The organism is Neisseria sp. HMSC061B04, from assembly GCF_001836705.1.
GTDB lineage: Bacteria > Pseudomonadota > Gammaproteobacteria > Burkholderiales > Neisseriaceae > Neisseria.
Map to the genome: position 1 here is coordinate 43,259 of NZ_KV830224.1, position 14,799 is coordinate 58,057.

12 protein-coding genes are annotated in these 14,799 nt (G+C 50.8%); 4 read left to right on the plus strand and 8 right to left on the minus strand.

The annotated features are described in order from the left end of the window. Positions 1-105: 105 nt before the first annotated feature. Both HMPREF2661_RS09260 and ribBA read right to left on the minus strand, forming a co-directional pair. Positions 106-732: an EVE domain-containing protein gene (locus HMPREF2661_RS09260; RefSeq protein WP_070823495.1), complete on the minus strand. Its 627-nt coding sequence runs from the start codon at positions 730-732 to the stop codon at positions 106-108. A 269-nt stretch (positions 733-1,001) separates the two neighbouring features. After that, on the minus strand, positions 1,002-2,348 hold the full coding sequence (ribBA, locus tag HMPREF2661_RS09265) for a bifunctional 3,4-dihydroxy-2-butanone-4-phosphate synthase/GTP cyclohydrolase II (RefSeq protein ID WP_199900469.1): 1,347 nt from the start codon (positions 2,346-2,348) through the stop codon (positions 1,002-1,004). 185 nt (positions 2,349-2,533) lie between these two features. Between ribBA and HMPREF2661_RS09270 the strand changes: the two genes are divergently transcribed. After that, on the plus strand, positions 2,534-3,145 hold the full coding sequence (locus tag HMPREF2661_RS09270; RefSeq protein ID WP_084824329.1) for a DUF4230 domain-containing protein: 612 nt from the start codon (positions 2,534-2,536) through the stop codon (positions 3,143-3,145). Between the two features lie 65 nt (positions 3,146-3,210). Here the strand turns inward: HMPREF2661_RS09270 and HMPREF2661_RS09275 are convergent, their stop codons facing one another. Further along, the gene (locus HMPREF2661_RS09275; protein ID WP_070823502.1) at positions 3,211-4,458 is read right to left on the minus strand and encodes an N-acetylmuramoyl-L-alanine amidase; all 1,248 of its coding nucleotides are present in this window, start codon (positions 4,456-4,458) and stop codon (positions 3,211-3,213) included. Further along, on the minus strand, positions 4,446-4,916 hold the full coding sequence (tsaE, locus tag HMPREF2661_RS09280) for a tRNA (adenosine(37)-N6)-threonylcarbamoyltransferase complex ATPase subunit type 1 TsaE (RefSeq protein ID WP_070823504.1): 471 nt from the start codon (positions 4,914-4,916) through the stop codon (positions 4,446-4,448). Before tsaE ends, HMPREF2661_RS09275 begins: the two co-directional genes overlap by 13 nt. A 171-nt stretch (positions 4,917-5,087) precedes the next feature. Between tsaE and pheA the strand changes: the two genes are divergently transcribed. The 3 genes from pheA to prfH all read left to right on the plus strand — a co-directional run bounded on the left by pheA (position 5,088) and on the right by prfH (position 8,348). Next, positions 5,088-6,176, plus strand: a complete 1,089-nt coding sequence (pheA, locus tag HMPREF2661_RS09285) for a prephenate dehydratase (RefSeq protein ID WP_049323519.1) — start codon at positions 5,088-5,090, stop codon at positions 6,174-6,176. 397 nt (positions 6,177-6,573) lie between these two features. After that, entirely contained in the window at positions 6,574-7,707 is a 1,134-nt protein-coding gene (locus tag HMPREF2661_RS09290) for an RNA ligase RtcB family protein (RefSeq protein WP_070823506.1), read from the plus strand. Positions 7,708-7,709: 2 nt separating this feature from the next. Beyond that, positions 7,710-8,348 (plus strand): peptide chain release factor H, encoded by a 639-nt coding sequence (gene prfH, locus HMPREF2661_RS09295; protein ID WP_084824330.1) that lies wholly within the window; start codon positions 7,710-7,712, stop codon positions 8,346-8,348. A gap of 84 nt (positions 8,349-8,432) precedes the next feature. Here prfH and HMPREF2661_RS09300 read toward each other — a convergent pair whose 3' ends face one another. The 4 genes from HMPREF2661_RS09300 to HMPREF2661_RS09315 all read right to left on the minus strand — a co-directional run bounded on the left by HMPREF2661_RS09300 (position 8,433) and on the right by HMPREF2661_RS09315 (position 14,774). Continuing rightward, a complete protein-coding gene (locus HMPREF2661_RS09300) occupies positions 8,433-9,662 on the minus strand; it encodes an HlyD family type I secretion periplasmic adaptor subunit (RefSeq protein WP_049323522.1) in 1,230 nt (409 codons plus the stop codon). 88 nt (positions 9,663-9,750) lie between these two features. Then, positions 9,751-11,937, minus strand: a complete 2,187-nt coding sequence (locus HMPREF2661_RS09305) for a type I secretion system permease/ATPase (protein ID WP_070823508.1) — start codon at positions 11,935-11,937, stop codon at positions 9,751-9,753. Positions 11,938-11,980: 43 nt separating this feature from the next. Continuing rightward, entirely contained in the window at positions 11,981-13,210 is a 1,230-nt protein-coding gene (locus HMPREF2661_RS09310; protein ID WP_070823592.1) for a TolC family protein, read from the minus strand. A gap of 304 nt (positions 13,211-13,514) precedes the next feature. Then, positions 13,515-14,774, minus strand: coding sequence for an RsmB/NOP family class I SAM-dependent RNA methyltransferase (locus tag HMPREF2661_RS09315; protein ID WP_070823510.1), 1,260 nt, complete (start codon positions 14,772-14,774; stop codon positions 13,515-13,517). Positions 14,775-14,799: the final 25 nt, after the last annotated feature.

The window sequence follows — 14,799 nt, forward strand, 5'->3', positions numbered from 1 at the left end:
TGTTTTTGAATTGGATAACAAACTTAAAAGGCCGTCTGAAAACTTTCAGACGACCTTTTGAAATTTAACTGCCGTTTTACAGGATACTTGTAGCCTTACTTTGTCTTATTTGAGATTCTCCAACAGTTTTTCCCCATCAGTAATCTGAGATAATGTTTGGGCAAAAGGAAAAGAACGTCCCAAAATGGATTTAACCTGTCTTGCTTTGATTGGATTTTGACTTAAATCGACAAAATGTTCTAGTTTCTGAAAAAATGTTTTGTTATCAACACCGTAATGATGAGTTTTCTCTACGATTCCTGTTGCTTGACCATATGCAACAATTCCTTGTCCGGAGGCATATAGGAATACATAGTCTCCTTTTTTAATCCGACAGATTTTTTCTTTGTAGCCATCTTCAAATGCAGCAGCTACTTGGTTTGTCATCATAAAATTATGGTCTTCCAGGTCGTTGGCACTATTAGTATTTAATAAGAAATATCGTGTTGTAGTTGAATTATCAAATTCTTCTTCGTCTTTTTGTTTGTCAATCATTCGTTTGTTCTCCCAGTCTTGAATAATGAATTCTTGAATTAAATCATTAATGATATCTTGGCGGGTTGTTTCCCAAGCATCGGCAAGCTCTTGCAAAATCAAATCATCTTTAATGGATAAACGTAAACTCAACGTAATCTTATTTTGATTTCGTTGGTTATATATTTCTGTGCGGCGGTCGATATAGCTGTTGGGCATAATTATATCCTTTTGTTTTTTAAGATTAAATAAAATATCAGGAGGAAGTGCCCCCTTCTTGATGGAGATTATTATGCTACATCTTAATTTCAAATGCAATAAAAATTATTCTTAAATTATTCTTAATTTATTATATTATTATTTTTATTTAGAATAAATTTAATAATGACTTTTATGGGAGGTTTTAGCTGAATCAGGTAATTTATAGCAAAAGGTCGTCTGAAAACCGGAATCGGGATTTCAGACGACCTTTTGATAAGACGGGCGGTTTATTTGTTTTCTGCTTCTTCAAAGCCGACGACTTCGAGACCGAAGCCGGTGAGGCCGGTGAAGGATGACGGCTGGCCGAGGACGCGCAGTTTTTTGACGTTGAGGCCGGCGAGGATTTGTGCGCCTATGCCGTAGCTTTTGCTGTCCCATTTGTAGGCTTGGTTTGCGCCTTTGGGCAGGGTGCGGTCGAGCAGGGTGGCGCCGTCTTCGGTGCGGTGCAGGAGGATGACTACGCCGCTTTCGGCTTGTTGGATGCGCTCAAGGGCTTTAGGTAATGACCATGAATGGCGCGGATTGGCTTGGATGAAGTCCATGACGCTGAAGGGTTCGTGGACGCGGACGAGGGTTTCTTCGTCGGCGGTTGGGGTGCCTTTGACGAGGGCGAGGTGGGTTTCGCCGGAGAGTTTGTCGACGTAAACGTGTTGTTGGAACTCGCCCCACGGGGTTTGTACGGGTGCGTTGCCCATGTCTTCAAGCAGGCTTTCGGTACGGCTGCGGTATTCGATGAGGTCGGTAATGGTGCCGATTTTGAGATTGTGTTCTTCGGCAAATTTCATCAGTTCGGGCATACGCGCCATGGTACCGTCGTCGTTGATGATTTCGCAGATGACGGCGGCGGGAATCAGGCCGTTCATTTGTGCCAGGTCAACGCCGGCTTCTGTGTGTCCTGCGCGGACGAGTACGCCGCCTTTTTGGGCACGCAGTGGGAAGATGTGGCCGGGTTGGACGATGTCTTCGGGTTTGGCGGATGGGGAAACGGCGGTTTGAATGGTCAGGGCGCGGTCGGCGGCGGAAATGCCGGTGGTGATGCCGTGTGCGGCTTCGATGGAGACGGTAAAGTTGGTGCCGTATTGTGCGCCGTTTTTCTGGGTCATCATGGGCAGGCCGAGTTTTTCGACCATTTCGCCGTCCATCGGCAGGCAGACCAGGCCGCGTGCGTTTTTGATCATGAAGTTGATGGCTTCGGGGGTAACGAATTGGGCGGCCATCAGCAAGTCGCCTTCGTTTTCTCGGTCTTCGGCATCGGTGATGATGACCATTTTGCCGGCTTTGATGTCTGCTAGGATTTCGGGGATGGTGGAGATGTGGGACATGGTATTTCTTTCTTGGCTGATGGTGGGGGGGTGGCGGTCTTGGTGGTCTTGATCCAGCCACATGTCAGGCATATTGGCTGCCTGCTCGATTTTTCGGGCTTTTTTCTCGCCGAAAGATTTGTTTTTCAGCAGGGCGGACAGCTCGCCTTGGTTGATGGAGATGGCTTGGGCAAACTTGGTCTGTTGGCCGTTGTGGTGTTGTGTTATCCATTGCCGCAGGTTGTGGCGGCGCAGGTCGGTGGTATTCATGATGAGATGAAATTGAATTGTGTGTAATGGATTGTAGTCTTGTCTTTACCAAAAGGCAAACTTTGTTTGTTGAGATTTTTATTACTTTTTGGTAATGAAATTTATTGTTTCAGACGGCCTGAATATGGCTTGAAATTGACAGTTTTGGGAGAATATGGGGAATGTTTTGATGATTATTTTAACGGGGGATGTTTGAAATGAAAATGTTTGGGCGCGGATTGGTCGTGCTGGTGTTGTGTGCGCTGACGGCTGCAGGCGGCTGGTTTTATGCCCTGCATGGTCAGAACGAAGAACATCAGGTTTTGTCCCGTGAGGGGGTTTTGATGCAGATTAAGCAGATGAACCGCTTGGAAAGTACGGCATTTTATATCGATACGATTATCCGTACGGAGAAAAAAGGGGATTGGCGCAGGCTTTGGCAGGATTCGCAAAGCGGTATTTTTATTGTGCGCGGTAAGGTGTTGGCCGGTTTGGATTTGGACAAGTTAGGTGCGGGCAATGTCAATATTGTGGACGATAAAGTATTGATCAGCCTGCCGGCGGTGGAAATCTTGAGCGTGGATTTGGAAAATATCGAAGTGTACGATATTCAGACCGGCTCGTTTAATTTGCTGCCTATGGATAAGTCGGTATTCAAGACGGTGCAGGAAGAAGCGAAACGGCAGGTATTGCAAAGCGCGTGTAAGGCTGAGATTTTGGAACATGCCAACCGTCAGGCGCAAATGCAGTTGGAAAACCTGTTTGCATTGACGCAGACGAAGGTGTCCATTTATCCGGCTGCGGTAGGGAAATGCGGTTAAATGGATTGCTTGAAAAGATAAGGCCGTCTGAAAAATTTTCAGACGGCCTTTGTTTCTTATAGTCATTAACCGCGGCGTAAAACGGCGGTATTGATGTATTTTTGAATACCGGTGGCAATGGCTTGGGCGCATTGCTGGCGGAATGATTCGCTGCCGAGCAGCCGCTCTTCGGTAGGGTTGGAGAGGAAGGCGGTTTCCACCAAAATGGACGGAACATCCGGCGCGCGGAGGACGGCGAAGTTGGCTTCGTCAACGCGACCTTTGTGTAGTTGGTTGAGTTTGCCCAATTCGGTCAAGACGGAATGGCCGAGCTTGCGGCTGTCGCGCAGGGTTGCGGTTTGGGTCATGTCCAAAATCGTGTTGTCGACGTTGCGGTTGCCGCTGGATTGTACACCGCCGATGGCGTCGGCGTTGTTTTGGGTTTGGGCAAGGAATTTTGCCGCCGAGCTGGTTGCGCCTTTGGTATTGAGCATATATACGCCGGTACCGCGAGCGGACGGGCTGGTAAAGGCATCGGCGTGGATGGATACGAATACGTCGGCATTGCGCGCACGGCCTTTGGCAACGCGTACGCCCAATGGGATAAAGATGTCTTCGTTGCGCGTCATGAATACGTTGTAACCCAAGGCTTCGAGGTGTTTTTTGGTTTCGCGTGCAATGGAGAGTACAACGTTTTTTTCTTTGAGGCCGCTCGGGCCGATTGCGCCGGGGTCTTCGCCACCGTGACCGGGATCTATCATAATCACGGGACGGCGGTTGCTGCCGCTGCCACGATTGTTTTTAGGGGCAGGGGTGTCATATGCGATATTGGTATTTTGACGTTGTTTGGGAACATTGCCGTTGAGCAAGGCCATCATCGGGTCGTTGGCATCTGCGCCGTGCGGATAGAGGTCGATAACCAAGCGGTTTCTGAAGTTGCCGACGGGGGCGAGTGCGAAGACTTGCGGATGGGTGCTTTGTTTAAGGTCGATGACGATACGCACGGTATTGGGCGTATTTTGACCGGCGCGAATGCTGCGGATAAAAGGGTCGTTAGACAGCACTTTGCTGGAAATGCCTTGCAGGACGCTGTTGATTTCCGCTCCTTGAATATCGACGACCAACCGGCTGGGGTTGTCCAACATAAAATGTTGGTATTTCATCGAGTGGTTGCTCTCAAGGGTAACGCGTGTGTAGGCGTTCGCCGGCCAAATGCGGACGGCAAGGAATTGCGCAGGAGAGGCCGGTTTGGCCAATGCAGCACCAACGGGCGTGAGGGTGAGAAATAGTCCTGTGCCTTGACGGAGAATGTGTCTTCTAGTTAATTTGACCATGATTCTAAACTTTTTCGGCCTTGGTTTGTGTGGGCGGAAAAGGTGCAGGTTCTGCCCTTATCGGTGTACGTCAATGTAATGGTAATGTCTGCCGGAGGCGTGAATTCCCCACCTTGCTGCGGCCATTCGATGAGGCAGATGCTGTCGGGCGCAAACAATTCGTCCAAACCGGCATCTTCCCATTCCTCAGGCATGGTAAAGCGGTAGAGGTCGAAATGGTGGAGGGTGAATGTATCCAGCGGATAAGATTCGACAATGGTGTAAGTCGGGCTTTTGACTGCGCCCGTATGCCCCAGTCCGCGCAAAATCCCGCGTGTCAGCGTGGTTTTGCCTGCGCCCAGCCCGCCTTCAAGGTAGATGGTCAGCGGAGCGGAAAGCTGCTTGCTCCATTCTTCACCCAGTTTCAGGGTTGCTTCTTCATCGGGCAGAAAACGGGTGTACAGTCCGTCTGAGTGCATGGAATAGGCCTTGTCGTTCAAAAGGCTTAATTATGATGGATTTGGAGGCGTTTGCAAACCTGATAGACGATAAAGTTAGATAAAGATAGTGTTGAGGCCGTCTGAAAACGGAATTCAGACGGCCTTTAATGTTAAAATCAAAATATCCCCCACAAAATTGCGAGACAGCTTATGCCTTTATCCATAGACGAACAATTATTGCCGCACCGCAATGCCATCGACAGCATCGATGCGGAAATCCTCCGTTTGCTCAACGAGCGCGCCGGTCATGCGCATGCTATCGGCGAATTGAAAGGGACAGGCGCAGTGTATCGTCCTGAGCGGGAAGTGGCCGTTTTGCGCCGGATTCAGGATTTGAACCGCGGCCCTTTGCCGGATGAATCGGTCACTCGGCTGTTTCGCGAGATTATGAGCGAATGTTTGGCGGTAGAGCGTCCGCTGACGATTGCCTATTTGGGCCCGAAGGGGACATTTACCCAGCAAGCCGCCATCAAACATTTCGGCCACGCCGCACACACCATGGCGTGTACCACCATCGACAACTGCTTCAAACAAGTTGAAACGCGTCAAGCCGATTATTTGGTGGCGCCGGTAGAAAATTCGACCGAAGGCTCAGTGGGGCGTACTTTGGACTTGTTGGCAGTAACTGCGTTGAAAGCCTGTGGCGAAGTGGTTGTCCGCATTCATCACAATCTGCTGCGTAAAGACAGCCACGAAATCGGCGGCATTACCAAAGTTTTTGCCCATGCCCAAGCCTTGGCGCAATGCAACGACTGGCTCGGCCGCAACCTGCCCAATGCCGAGCGTATCGCCGTAGCCAGCAATGCTGAAGCAGCGCGTTTGGTTGCCGAATCTGACAGCCCGAATGTGGCCGCCATTGCCGGACGTATTGCCGCGGAAATTTATCAGTTGAGCTTTGCCGCCGAATGTATCGAAGACGAACCGAACAACACCACGCGCTTCTTGGTGATGGGCCATCAAGAAACCGGCCGCAGCGGCAACGACAAAACCTCTTTGGTCGTCTCCGCGCCCAACCGTGCCGGTGCCGTTACTTCCTTGTTGCAACCTTTCACCGAGTTGGGCATTTCTATGACCAAATTTGAAAGCCGCCCAAGCAAATCGGTTTTGTGGGAATACCTGTTCTTCATCGATATCGAAGGACATCAAAGCGATGAAAATGTCCAAAAAGCCTTGCAGCTTTTGGGCGAACGCGCTTCCTTCGTGAAAGTTGTCGGCTCTTATCCGACCGTTGTTTTGTAAGGATTATTGGGTATCAAAGGCCGTCTGAAAAGTTTTCAGACGGCCTAAATTATGTTCTCAATAGTTGCCATTTATGCAACATTATTGGCAGATTGATGTCAGTAAGTTTGCATGATTGGAAATGAACACTCTATAATCCGAACGTTTTTAATATTTTCATGCAAAGAAAGGAGTAAGCCATGACACGCAATACTTCAATCCGCTCAATCACATTCTTTGCAGCCCAAGCGTCGGTCTGACTTTCGGATAACGCTTTTCGCATTCCATGTCGCCCGCTTCGGGCTGCTTTCCCTACGATTATCGGCTAGAAACCAGGCCGTCTGAACATTTCGCAGACGGTAGATATTTATTGTCATCTGTTGACGGTTTCTATCCGTTTTAAAGAAAGCATAAACACATGGGCAATTATCCCCATCATATTCAAATTATTGCCGATTCAAATACATGGATTGAAGGCAACGCTGTCGCACAGCTCGAAACCACCGCCCGATTACCGCATATGTTACGCGTTGCCGGAATGCCGGATTTATACGCAGGGCGCGGTTATCCGGTTGGCGCAGCATTTTTCAGCGACCGTCATTTTTATCCTGCCCTGATTGGGAACGACATCGGTTGCGGTATGGCGTTTTGGCAGACCAATTTACGCGCAGCCAAACTAAAACCGGCCAAACTCGCCAAACAGCTGGGCAATATCGATACGCCGTTGGACAAAGACGAACAGGTTGATTTGTTAGGCGACGCTGTCGATATGCGCCAATTTTCAGACGGCCTTGCCGTCGGTACGATTGGCGGCGGCAACCATTTTGCCGAGTTGCAAACCGTTGACACCGTTTATCGCGCAGATCTGCTTCCGCCCGATTTTGATGAAAACCATCTGCAACTGTTGGTGCATAGCGGTTCGCGCGGATTGGGCCAGCAGATTTTGCAACGTCATATTGCTGCCTTTGGACATCAAGGTTTGGCGGAAGAGGGCGAAGCGGCGGCGGCCTATCTTGCCGAACACCAAATAGCCCTTGAATTTGCCAGCCTTAACCGCCGTTTGATTGCGGTCAGAATGCTCGACCGTTGGCGCGCAGAAGGAACATGCCTGCTTGATGTCCACCATAATTTTTTGGAGCAAACCGAGATTGACGGCACAATCGGTTGGCTGCACCGAAAAGGCGCAACGCCCACCGATAAAGGCTTGGTCATGATACCCGGCTCGCGCGGCGATTACAGCTATCTGGTCCGACCTGCCGAAGATTGCCAAATTTCGTTGAATACCTTGGCTCACGGCGCAGGTCGGAAGTGGCAGCGCGGCGAATGCAAAGGCAGGCTGTCGCACAAATACACTGCCGACAGCCTGCGCCAGACCGAATTCGGCAGCGTAGTCGTTTGTCAGGATAAGGCCTTGATTTTTGAAGAAGCGCCGCAGGCTTATAAAAGCATCGACAGCGTTATTGCTGCTATGAAAAATGTAGGTTTGATTGAATTGGTCGCACGGTTTAAGCCTGTTTTGACTTATAAAACCGGCGGCGAGTGTGGAGCGTAAAGATGAAACAGAATACACCATTGATTTATCTGCAAATTTCCACCGCGCAAGGGCCGGCAGAGTGCCGTATATTTGTCCGTTTCGTCTTGGGCAAGCTGCTTGCCGAAGCCCAAGCAAAAGGCATTGATGCCGAACTTGTTACCGAAACCGCCGATAAGCACGGCATTTTGTCGGCGACGCTCAAGTTGGAAGGGCAGAAAGCCGAAAGCCTAGCGCAAACTTGGCAGGGGACGCTCCAATGGGTATGCCCCAGCCCCGTCCGCCCGAAACATCCGCGCAAAAATTGGTATATAGGCGTTTTCTGCTTGCCCGATATGCCGCAGACGTATGAAATGCCGTCTGAAGACGGAATCGAGTTTCAAACCTGCCGCTCAGGTGGCAAGGGTGGACAACATGTCAATAAAACCGAAAGTGCCGTCCGCGCTACCCATAAAGAAAGCGGCATTTCCGTGCGGGTCGAGAGCGAACGCAGCCAGCATGCCAATAAAAAATTGGCGGTAATGTTATTGGCGCAAAAGCTGGCGGAGCATCATGCCGGACAAGCAGGAAATTTTTCGCAGGATCAGCACGCGCAACTCTATCAAGTAGAGCGCGGCAATCCGAAAAGAACGTTTGTCGGAGCTACGTTTAAGGAGAAATAATTTATCTGCCGGATAAGGAGGTATTTAAAACATAAACTAAAGGCCGTCTGAAAACGTTCAGACGGCCTTTTATCGTTTTATCGATTAGCGTTCGCTCAACGCTTGTTTCATACGCGTAATCGGTTTGATCAGGTATTGGAAGATGGTTTTTTCGCCGGTTTTGATGTCCACCGTTGCAACCATGCCCGGAATAATCGGCATAGGTTTGCCGTTTTTGTCTTTCAGGGAGTTGTTTTCGGTTTGGACGAGAACACGGTAATAGACTTGGTTCGGGTCGAGTTTCAGGTCGTTGGCACGGTTTTGCATGGAATTGCTGACGGTATCGGCGCCGACGAGGGTAACTTTGCCTTCCAAACCGCCGTAGATGGAGTAGTCGTATGCGCTGACTTTAACCAATGCAGGTTGGCCTGCGCGGATAAAGGCGATGTCTTGCGGACGAATATAGGCTTCGACCAGCAGTTTGTCGTCAACGGGGACAATTTGCATGATGTCTTCGCCTGCGTTCACAACGCCGCCGATGGTGGTGACTTTTATGCCTTTGACGATACCGCGCATAGGTGCGCGGATTTGCGAGCGTTCAACCGGGTCGGCACGCATGGCAACGTTTTCTTTGGATTGCGCCAGCTCGGATTCGGCTTGCAAGAGTTCGTTGTTGGCATCGGCTTTGTAGCGGTTGCGGCGTTCGGAAATTTGGGTGGCCAAGTCGGCAGACTCACGGCGCATTCTTAAAAGTTCGACTTCGGAAACCACGCCTTCGGCAACCATAGGTGCGGTAATGGCGATTTCGCGGTCAAGCGCAGCCTTGCTTTGGGAGAGGCCGCTGACGGCGTCGGTCATGGCTTGACGGCGTGCTTTGTAGGCGGCAATTTCGCGACGGCGAAGCTCGGGACCCACGCTGTCAGGGAAGGAGAGCTTGGTGCCGTAGGCTTCGGCTTTAAGGCGTGCAACAGTAGCTTCGAGGTTTTCGACTTTGGCTTCGCTTTCTCGCAAAACGGCGGAGCTGCGCGTGTCGTCGAGTTTCATCAGAATCTGATCTTTCTCGACCATATCGCCTTCTTTAACCATGATTTCGGTTACGATGCCGGGGTCGAGGCTTTGAATTACTTGCTCACGGCTGCTGGGAATGATATTGCCGTTGCCGCGGGTCACTTCTTCGACCGGGCTGTTGTATGCCCAGACGACGAAGACAACCAGGAAAAGGAAGAATAGGATGATGACCCAAAATTGGCCGCTGTGTTTTTCTTTTTGAAGGGCGGCATTGAGGTCGTTGATGAGGTGTAGGTCTTTGGATTTGACGTTGTTTTCGCGGCTCATAATCGTGTATCTTTATTGTGTTTGGTGGATTTTAACCATTAGGGCAGGCCGTCTGAAAGGGTAAGTAGGTTTCAGACGGCCTTTTGCTTTATTGTGCTGCCGATTGAGGGGCTGTGGCAGCTTGTTGCTGTTGTTGTTTGACGTTGGCTGCTTTGGCCTGTTCGTTTTGCATGAGTTTTTGCAATACTAGGTCACGCGGGCCGTCCATCACGACTTTACCATTGTCCATCACAATGATGCGGTTGACGATTTGCAGCACTTGCGGACGGTGGGTTACCAAAAGCATGGTGCGGTTGCGGCCCCATTGGGCAATGGCATTGAGCGCCATGCGTTCGGTAGCCTGGTCCAGGCTGGTGGTCGGCTCGTCCAGCAAGACGACTTTCGGGTTACGCAAGGTCATACGCGCCAGGGCAATGATTTGTTTTTGACCGCCGGACAAGCCCAAGCCGTCTTCACCCAGAGGCATATCCAAACCACGCGGATGGTTGCGGATGATTTTATCGAGGCCGAAACGGTTGAGCGCAGTCAGTAAGTCTTGGTCGGTAGAGTAGCTGCCGGTACGCGCCAAATCCATGTTTTCACGCAATGTGCCGAGGAACAGGCGTGGCGATTGGCTCAACAGCAGGACTTGATCGCGCAGGAAGTTGGGGTCAAGCTGGCGCATATCGAGGCCGTCAAGGGTAACGTTGCCTTTTTCGGTATCGTACAGACCGCTGGCCAGTTTGAGCATGGTGCTTTTACCGCTGCCGATACGGCCCAAAATACCGACTTTTTCGCCCGGTTTGATGGTCAGGCGCAAATCTTCGACGGCGCTGTTGTTGTCGGCTTGATATTTGAACGATACGTTTTCAAAGGTAATACTGCCTTGAACATTGTCCAAAGTAATATATTTGCGTTCCGGATTGCGCTCGATAGGGCGGGTAACGATGTCGTTTACGCCTTTGAGGGCAAGTTTGGCTTGTTGGAAGCGGGTGGCCAAACCAGCGATTTGTGCCAATGGCGCCAAGGCGCGGCCGGACAGAATCACGGAGGCAATCAATGCACCCATGGTAATGCGTTCCGCATGGTTGTCAGCATGAATCAAATAGGTACCGACAACGACCAAGAAGACGGTATTAAGTTGCTGCATGGCAACGGCGAAGTTGACCATGAAGTTGCTGGTGTCTTTGACTTTGATGGAAGAAGCGGAAGTTTTGGCGGTGTATTCGTCCCAACGTTGTTGCGCCCAAGATGTGGCGTTGTTGGTTTTCAGGGTTTCGATGCCTTCGATGGCTTCAACGGCAAGGCCGGAGCGTTGCGAACCTTCTTTCATTGATTCGTTGATGTGGCGAGAGAGTGGGCGTTGTACGACAAAACCGACAATCACGACAATCGGAATGATGGTCAAGGGAACGAGTGCCAGTTTGCCGCCGACCATGGAAATTACGAAGATAAACAGCAACAGGAAAGGCAAGTCGACAATAGTCAACAAGCTGGCACTGGTCATGAACTCGCGCACGGCTTCAAATTCGCGCAGGTTGCTGGCGTATGAACCGGAAGATGCAGGACGGTCTGCCAAACGTAATGCCATCACGCGGCGGAACAGGGCGGAGCTGATGATCAGGTCGGCCTTTTTACCGGCAATATCGGTCAAATGACCGCGAATCATCTTGGCGGCAAATTCAAACAAAATCGCCAAGACCACGCCGATGCTCAATACCCACAAGGTTTCATAGGCTTGGTTGGGAATCACGCGGTCGTACACGTTCATCACATATAAAGAGCTGACGAGCGCAAGGAAGTTGATAATGATGGTGGCCAAGATGACTTGGTAGTAGTAGCTGCGGAAACGCCAAATGACTTTCCAAAACCATGCTTTGGGCAAATGGTATTCAGGCAGCTCCGAGCGCATATCGGTAGCCATTTTGGGTTTGATAAACCAGCAGTAGCCCAAATACAGGCCGGAGAGCTGCTCATGGCTGAGTTCTTGTTCCAAACCGTCAACTTGGCGGATATGGTATTTACGCTCTTGGCCGGAGCCTTCGATTTGGGTGATGACCGCTGCCTCTTCGTTGTGCAGGATAATCATGACCGGCACGGCAAGCGAGGGGATGTCTTCTAGATTGCGTTTGGATAAGGTGTTTTCAAAGCCGTGGCTGCGCAGGACTTCGACCAGCGAGTGATAGTTGACCTTGAGCTTTTTGTCGCGCACGACTTCGGCGGACAAAGCGGCTTCGGATACGGGCGCACCCAAAAGGCGGGTCACTAAAACGATATGTTCAATGATGGCTTTCATATTTTTTCGCGTAATGTTTTTGGTTTAACCGGCGGATATGGCTTTATTTTTGTGCCAAACCGACCCAAGCGGAGATCTTGGCCTGGGTATTTAAATAGTCGAGTGCCGCATCACGGAAATCGTTGCGGGCGGCAACGTAATCCTGCTCGATGGAGGATAACTCGCTGTATGCGCTCAAAACGTCGGTCAGCGTACGTCGGGCGATTTTGAACTGCAATTCGTACACTTTGATGACTTCTTTTTGGGCGGCGATGTGTTGCGCCGTCAGCGCGGTGCGCTGTTCGCTTTCCTGCATATCGATGGCCGACGTTTGAACGCGTTCGTTCATGTCGCGCAGGATTTGTTCGGACTTGGCTTCTGCGGCAATCAATGATTTGGCATTGCGCTCTACATTGTGTCGTGCGGCAATATCCAACACATTCCATGCGACGTTTAAATAAAGCTGTCTGGTGTTGCGCGTCGCACTGCCTTCCAAATTGAGGGCAGGCAGACGTTCGGCTTTGGAGGCATCCAAATCGGCACGGACGCTGTCGCGTTCGGCCAATTGCGCCTGATAGGACGGATTGTTGTTGCGGTTGGGGTTGTTGAAGCGTTTGGTGATGGATTTCGCCGTGTCGTTTTTAAACGGATCTTCCAAATCGTTGGCAGTCAGTTGGCGCGAGGTATAGCGGGATAGGCGGCTCAGTGCCAAATCCATGGTGCGGCGTTGTTGGGCAATGATGTTTGCAACTTGCAGTTGGCGTGCGCGCGCTTCAATCAGCTCGGAACGGCGGCCGGCATCATATTTGACGATGGTGTCCAAGTCTTTTAAGAGGTTGTTGTGGCGCGCCAAAGTCTGTTCGTTGAGGATCAGGGTTTCTTTTGCACGCAATGCGCTCAGGTAGAGGCGGCCGATATCGCTGCCCAGCTGCTCTTGGCTTTCGGTGTATTTGTGTTGATAGTATTCTTCGCGGCTGCGGTCGCGGCGGACGGCGGCTTCAATCGCACCCCATGAGTAGATGTTCACGCTGCCGCGCACGCCGATACCGTCATCCATGTCGTTGCTGTTGTATTTATTGTGTTGCGCCAGCACTTTCGTACCGGTCAGGGTAACGACAGGATAATGGCGTGCGCGCGTGGCTTTGGTCGTGCTTTGTGCTGCTTCTTGAGTGGCTTTGGCTTCACGCACAATCGGGTCGCTGATTAAAGCGTCCCTGAGGATGTCTTGCAGGCTGTATGCAGAGGCCGTCTGAAACGGCAACAGACAGCAGGCGACGGCAACGGCCGATGACAATAAACGGGGCTTTGTGGGTGAAGAATAAATATGCGACATGATTTTTAACCAAATGATTTATATATTATCGTTGTCTGTATCGGGTATCGCCTGAGGCATGACCGGGCGAATTTTGAACGAGAACACATACATTTACAAAGCATAAAGCATTTTTTCCAGCTTTTCACAATATTCTGATGAAAGGTCGAGATACATGCCTTAAAGTATATTATTGCAGAGCGCGACTATCGTATTTAATGATTTTAATGTAAAAAATCTATCAAAAAGGCCGTCTGAAAGGATTTCAGACGGCCTTTTTTCAACCTTAATCCTTACGTTGCAATACAGCGGCAAAGAAGCCGTCGGTTTGGTGTTCTCCGGAGTTGAGACGCAGGTATTTGCCGGTATCCAAATCGACCTTTAGGTTTTGCAGAAGTTCGGCGCAGTTGACGAGTTCAAATTCGGGATGTTCGGACAGGAAACGTTCGACTTGCAGCTCGTTTTCTTCCGGCAATACGCTGCAGGTGGCGTACACCAAGCGGCCTTGCGGTTTTACCAGTTTGGAGGCGGCATCGAGGATGCTGTGTTGCTGTTCCAAAAGGTTGGCCATGGTCTCGGCAGATTGGCGGTATTTGAGGTCGGGATTGCGGCGTAAAGTACCCAAACCGGAGCAGGGCGCGTCCACTAACACACGGTCGGCTTTGCCTGCCAGTCTGGCGATACGGGTATCGTGTTCACTGCTGATGCGTTCGGGGTGGATATTGGTCAGTCCGGCACGGGTCATGCGCGGTTTGAGGTTGGCAAGGCGTTTTTCGGCGATGTCGAAGGCGTAGATTCTGCCTTTGTTGGCCATTTGCGCGCCGACAGCCAAGGTTTTACCGCCGGCACCGGCACAGAAATCGACAATGATTTCGCCACGTTTTGCGCCCACCAATAAGGCAAGCAGCTGGCTGCCTTCGTCTTGGACTTCCAGTGTGCCGTCCAAAAACAGCTCGTGTTTGTTAAGCGCGATTTTGTTTTTCAGGCGGATACCCCAAGGCGAATAAGGCGTGGCCTCTGCATCAGCACTTTCGGCTTGCAACAATGGCAGCACTTTATCGCGTTTGCCTTTCAAGGTATTGACGCGGATGTCGAGCGGGGCAGGTTGGTTGATGCTGCGGCCGAAGGCGAGGATTTCTTCTTCGCTCCAATGCTGTTGAAGCTGTTCCACCAGCCATTGCGGCAATTCTGCGGCGGTATTCAGGCCGTCTGAAAACTCGGTTTTACGGGCTTTCAAATTGCCGAGGAACGCTGTTTCTTCTTCATCAAGCAGGTCTTTGATTTGGCTGATGTTGGTGCTTCTGCCGAGAACCAGTGCGGCGAGAGCGGCTTTGCGCGGCTGCGCGTGCGGACGGCGCAGAGCAGTACTGATTTTTTGATAGTGGCGCAGTGCGGCAAAGGCGGTTTCGGCGATTTCGTGGCGGTCTTGGCGGCCGAGCTTTTTGTGTTCGCGGAAGTAGGCGGAGAGGACGGCATCGGAAGGCTGTTTGAAAGTCAGCATTTCAGCCAAAACTTTGGCGGTATGGTCGAGTTGTGCGGCGTTCATAATGTAATGGGTTTCTCTTAAAGTT

Excerpts from the sequence above, each read along its gene's own strand:
- tsaE (WP_070823504.1), bottom strand. The coding sequence starts at position 4,916 with ATGCACTCAGACGGACTGTACACCCGTTTTCTGCCCGATGAAGAAGCA.
- HMPREF2661_RS09300 (WP_049323522.1), bottom strand. The coding sequence starts at position 9,662 with ATGAGCCGCGAAAACAACGTCAAATCCAAAGACCTACACCTCATCAAC.
- HMPREF2661_RS09290 (WP_070823506.1), top strand. The coding sequence starts at position 6,574 with ATGGGCAATTATCCCCATCATATTCAAATTATTGCCGATTCAAATACA.
- HMPREF2661_RS09305 (WP_070823508.1), bottom strand. The coding sequence starts at position 11,937 with ATGAAAGCCATCATTGAACATATCGTTTTAGTGACCCGCCTTTTGGGT.
- HMPREF2661_RS09270 (WP_084824329.1), top strand. The coding sequence starts at position 2,534 with ATGTTTGAAATGAAAATGTTTGGGCGCGGATTGGTCGTGCTGGTGTTG.
- HMPREF2661_RS09260 (WP_070823495.1), bottom strand. The coding sequence starts at position 732 with ATGCCCAACAGCTATATCGACCGCCGCACAGAAATATATAACCAACGA.
- HMPREF2661_RS09275 (WP_070823502.1), bottom strand. The coding sequence starts at position 4,458 with ATGGTCAAATTAACTAGAAGACACATTCTCCGTCAAGGCACAGGACTA.
- prfH (WP_084824330.1), top strand. The coding sequence starts at position 7,710 with ATGAAACAGAATACACCATTGATTTATCTGCAAATTTCCACCGCGCAA.
- pheA (WP_049323519.1), top strand. The coding sequence starts at position 5,088 with ATGCCTTTATCCATAGACGAACAATTATTGCCGCACCGCAATGCCATC.
- HMPREF2661_RS09315 (WP_070823510.1), bottom strand. The coding sequence starts at position 14,774 with ATGAACGCCGCACAACTCGACCATACCGCCAAAGTTTTGGCTGAAATG.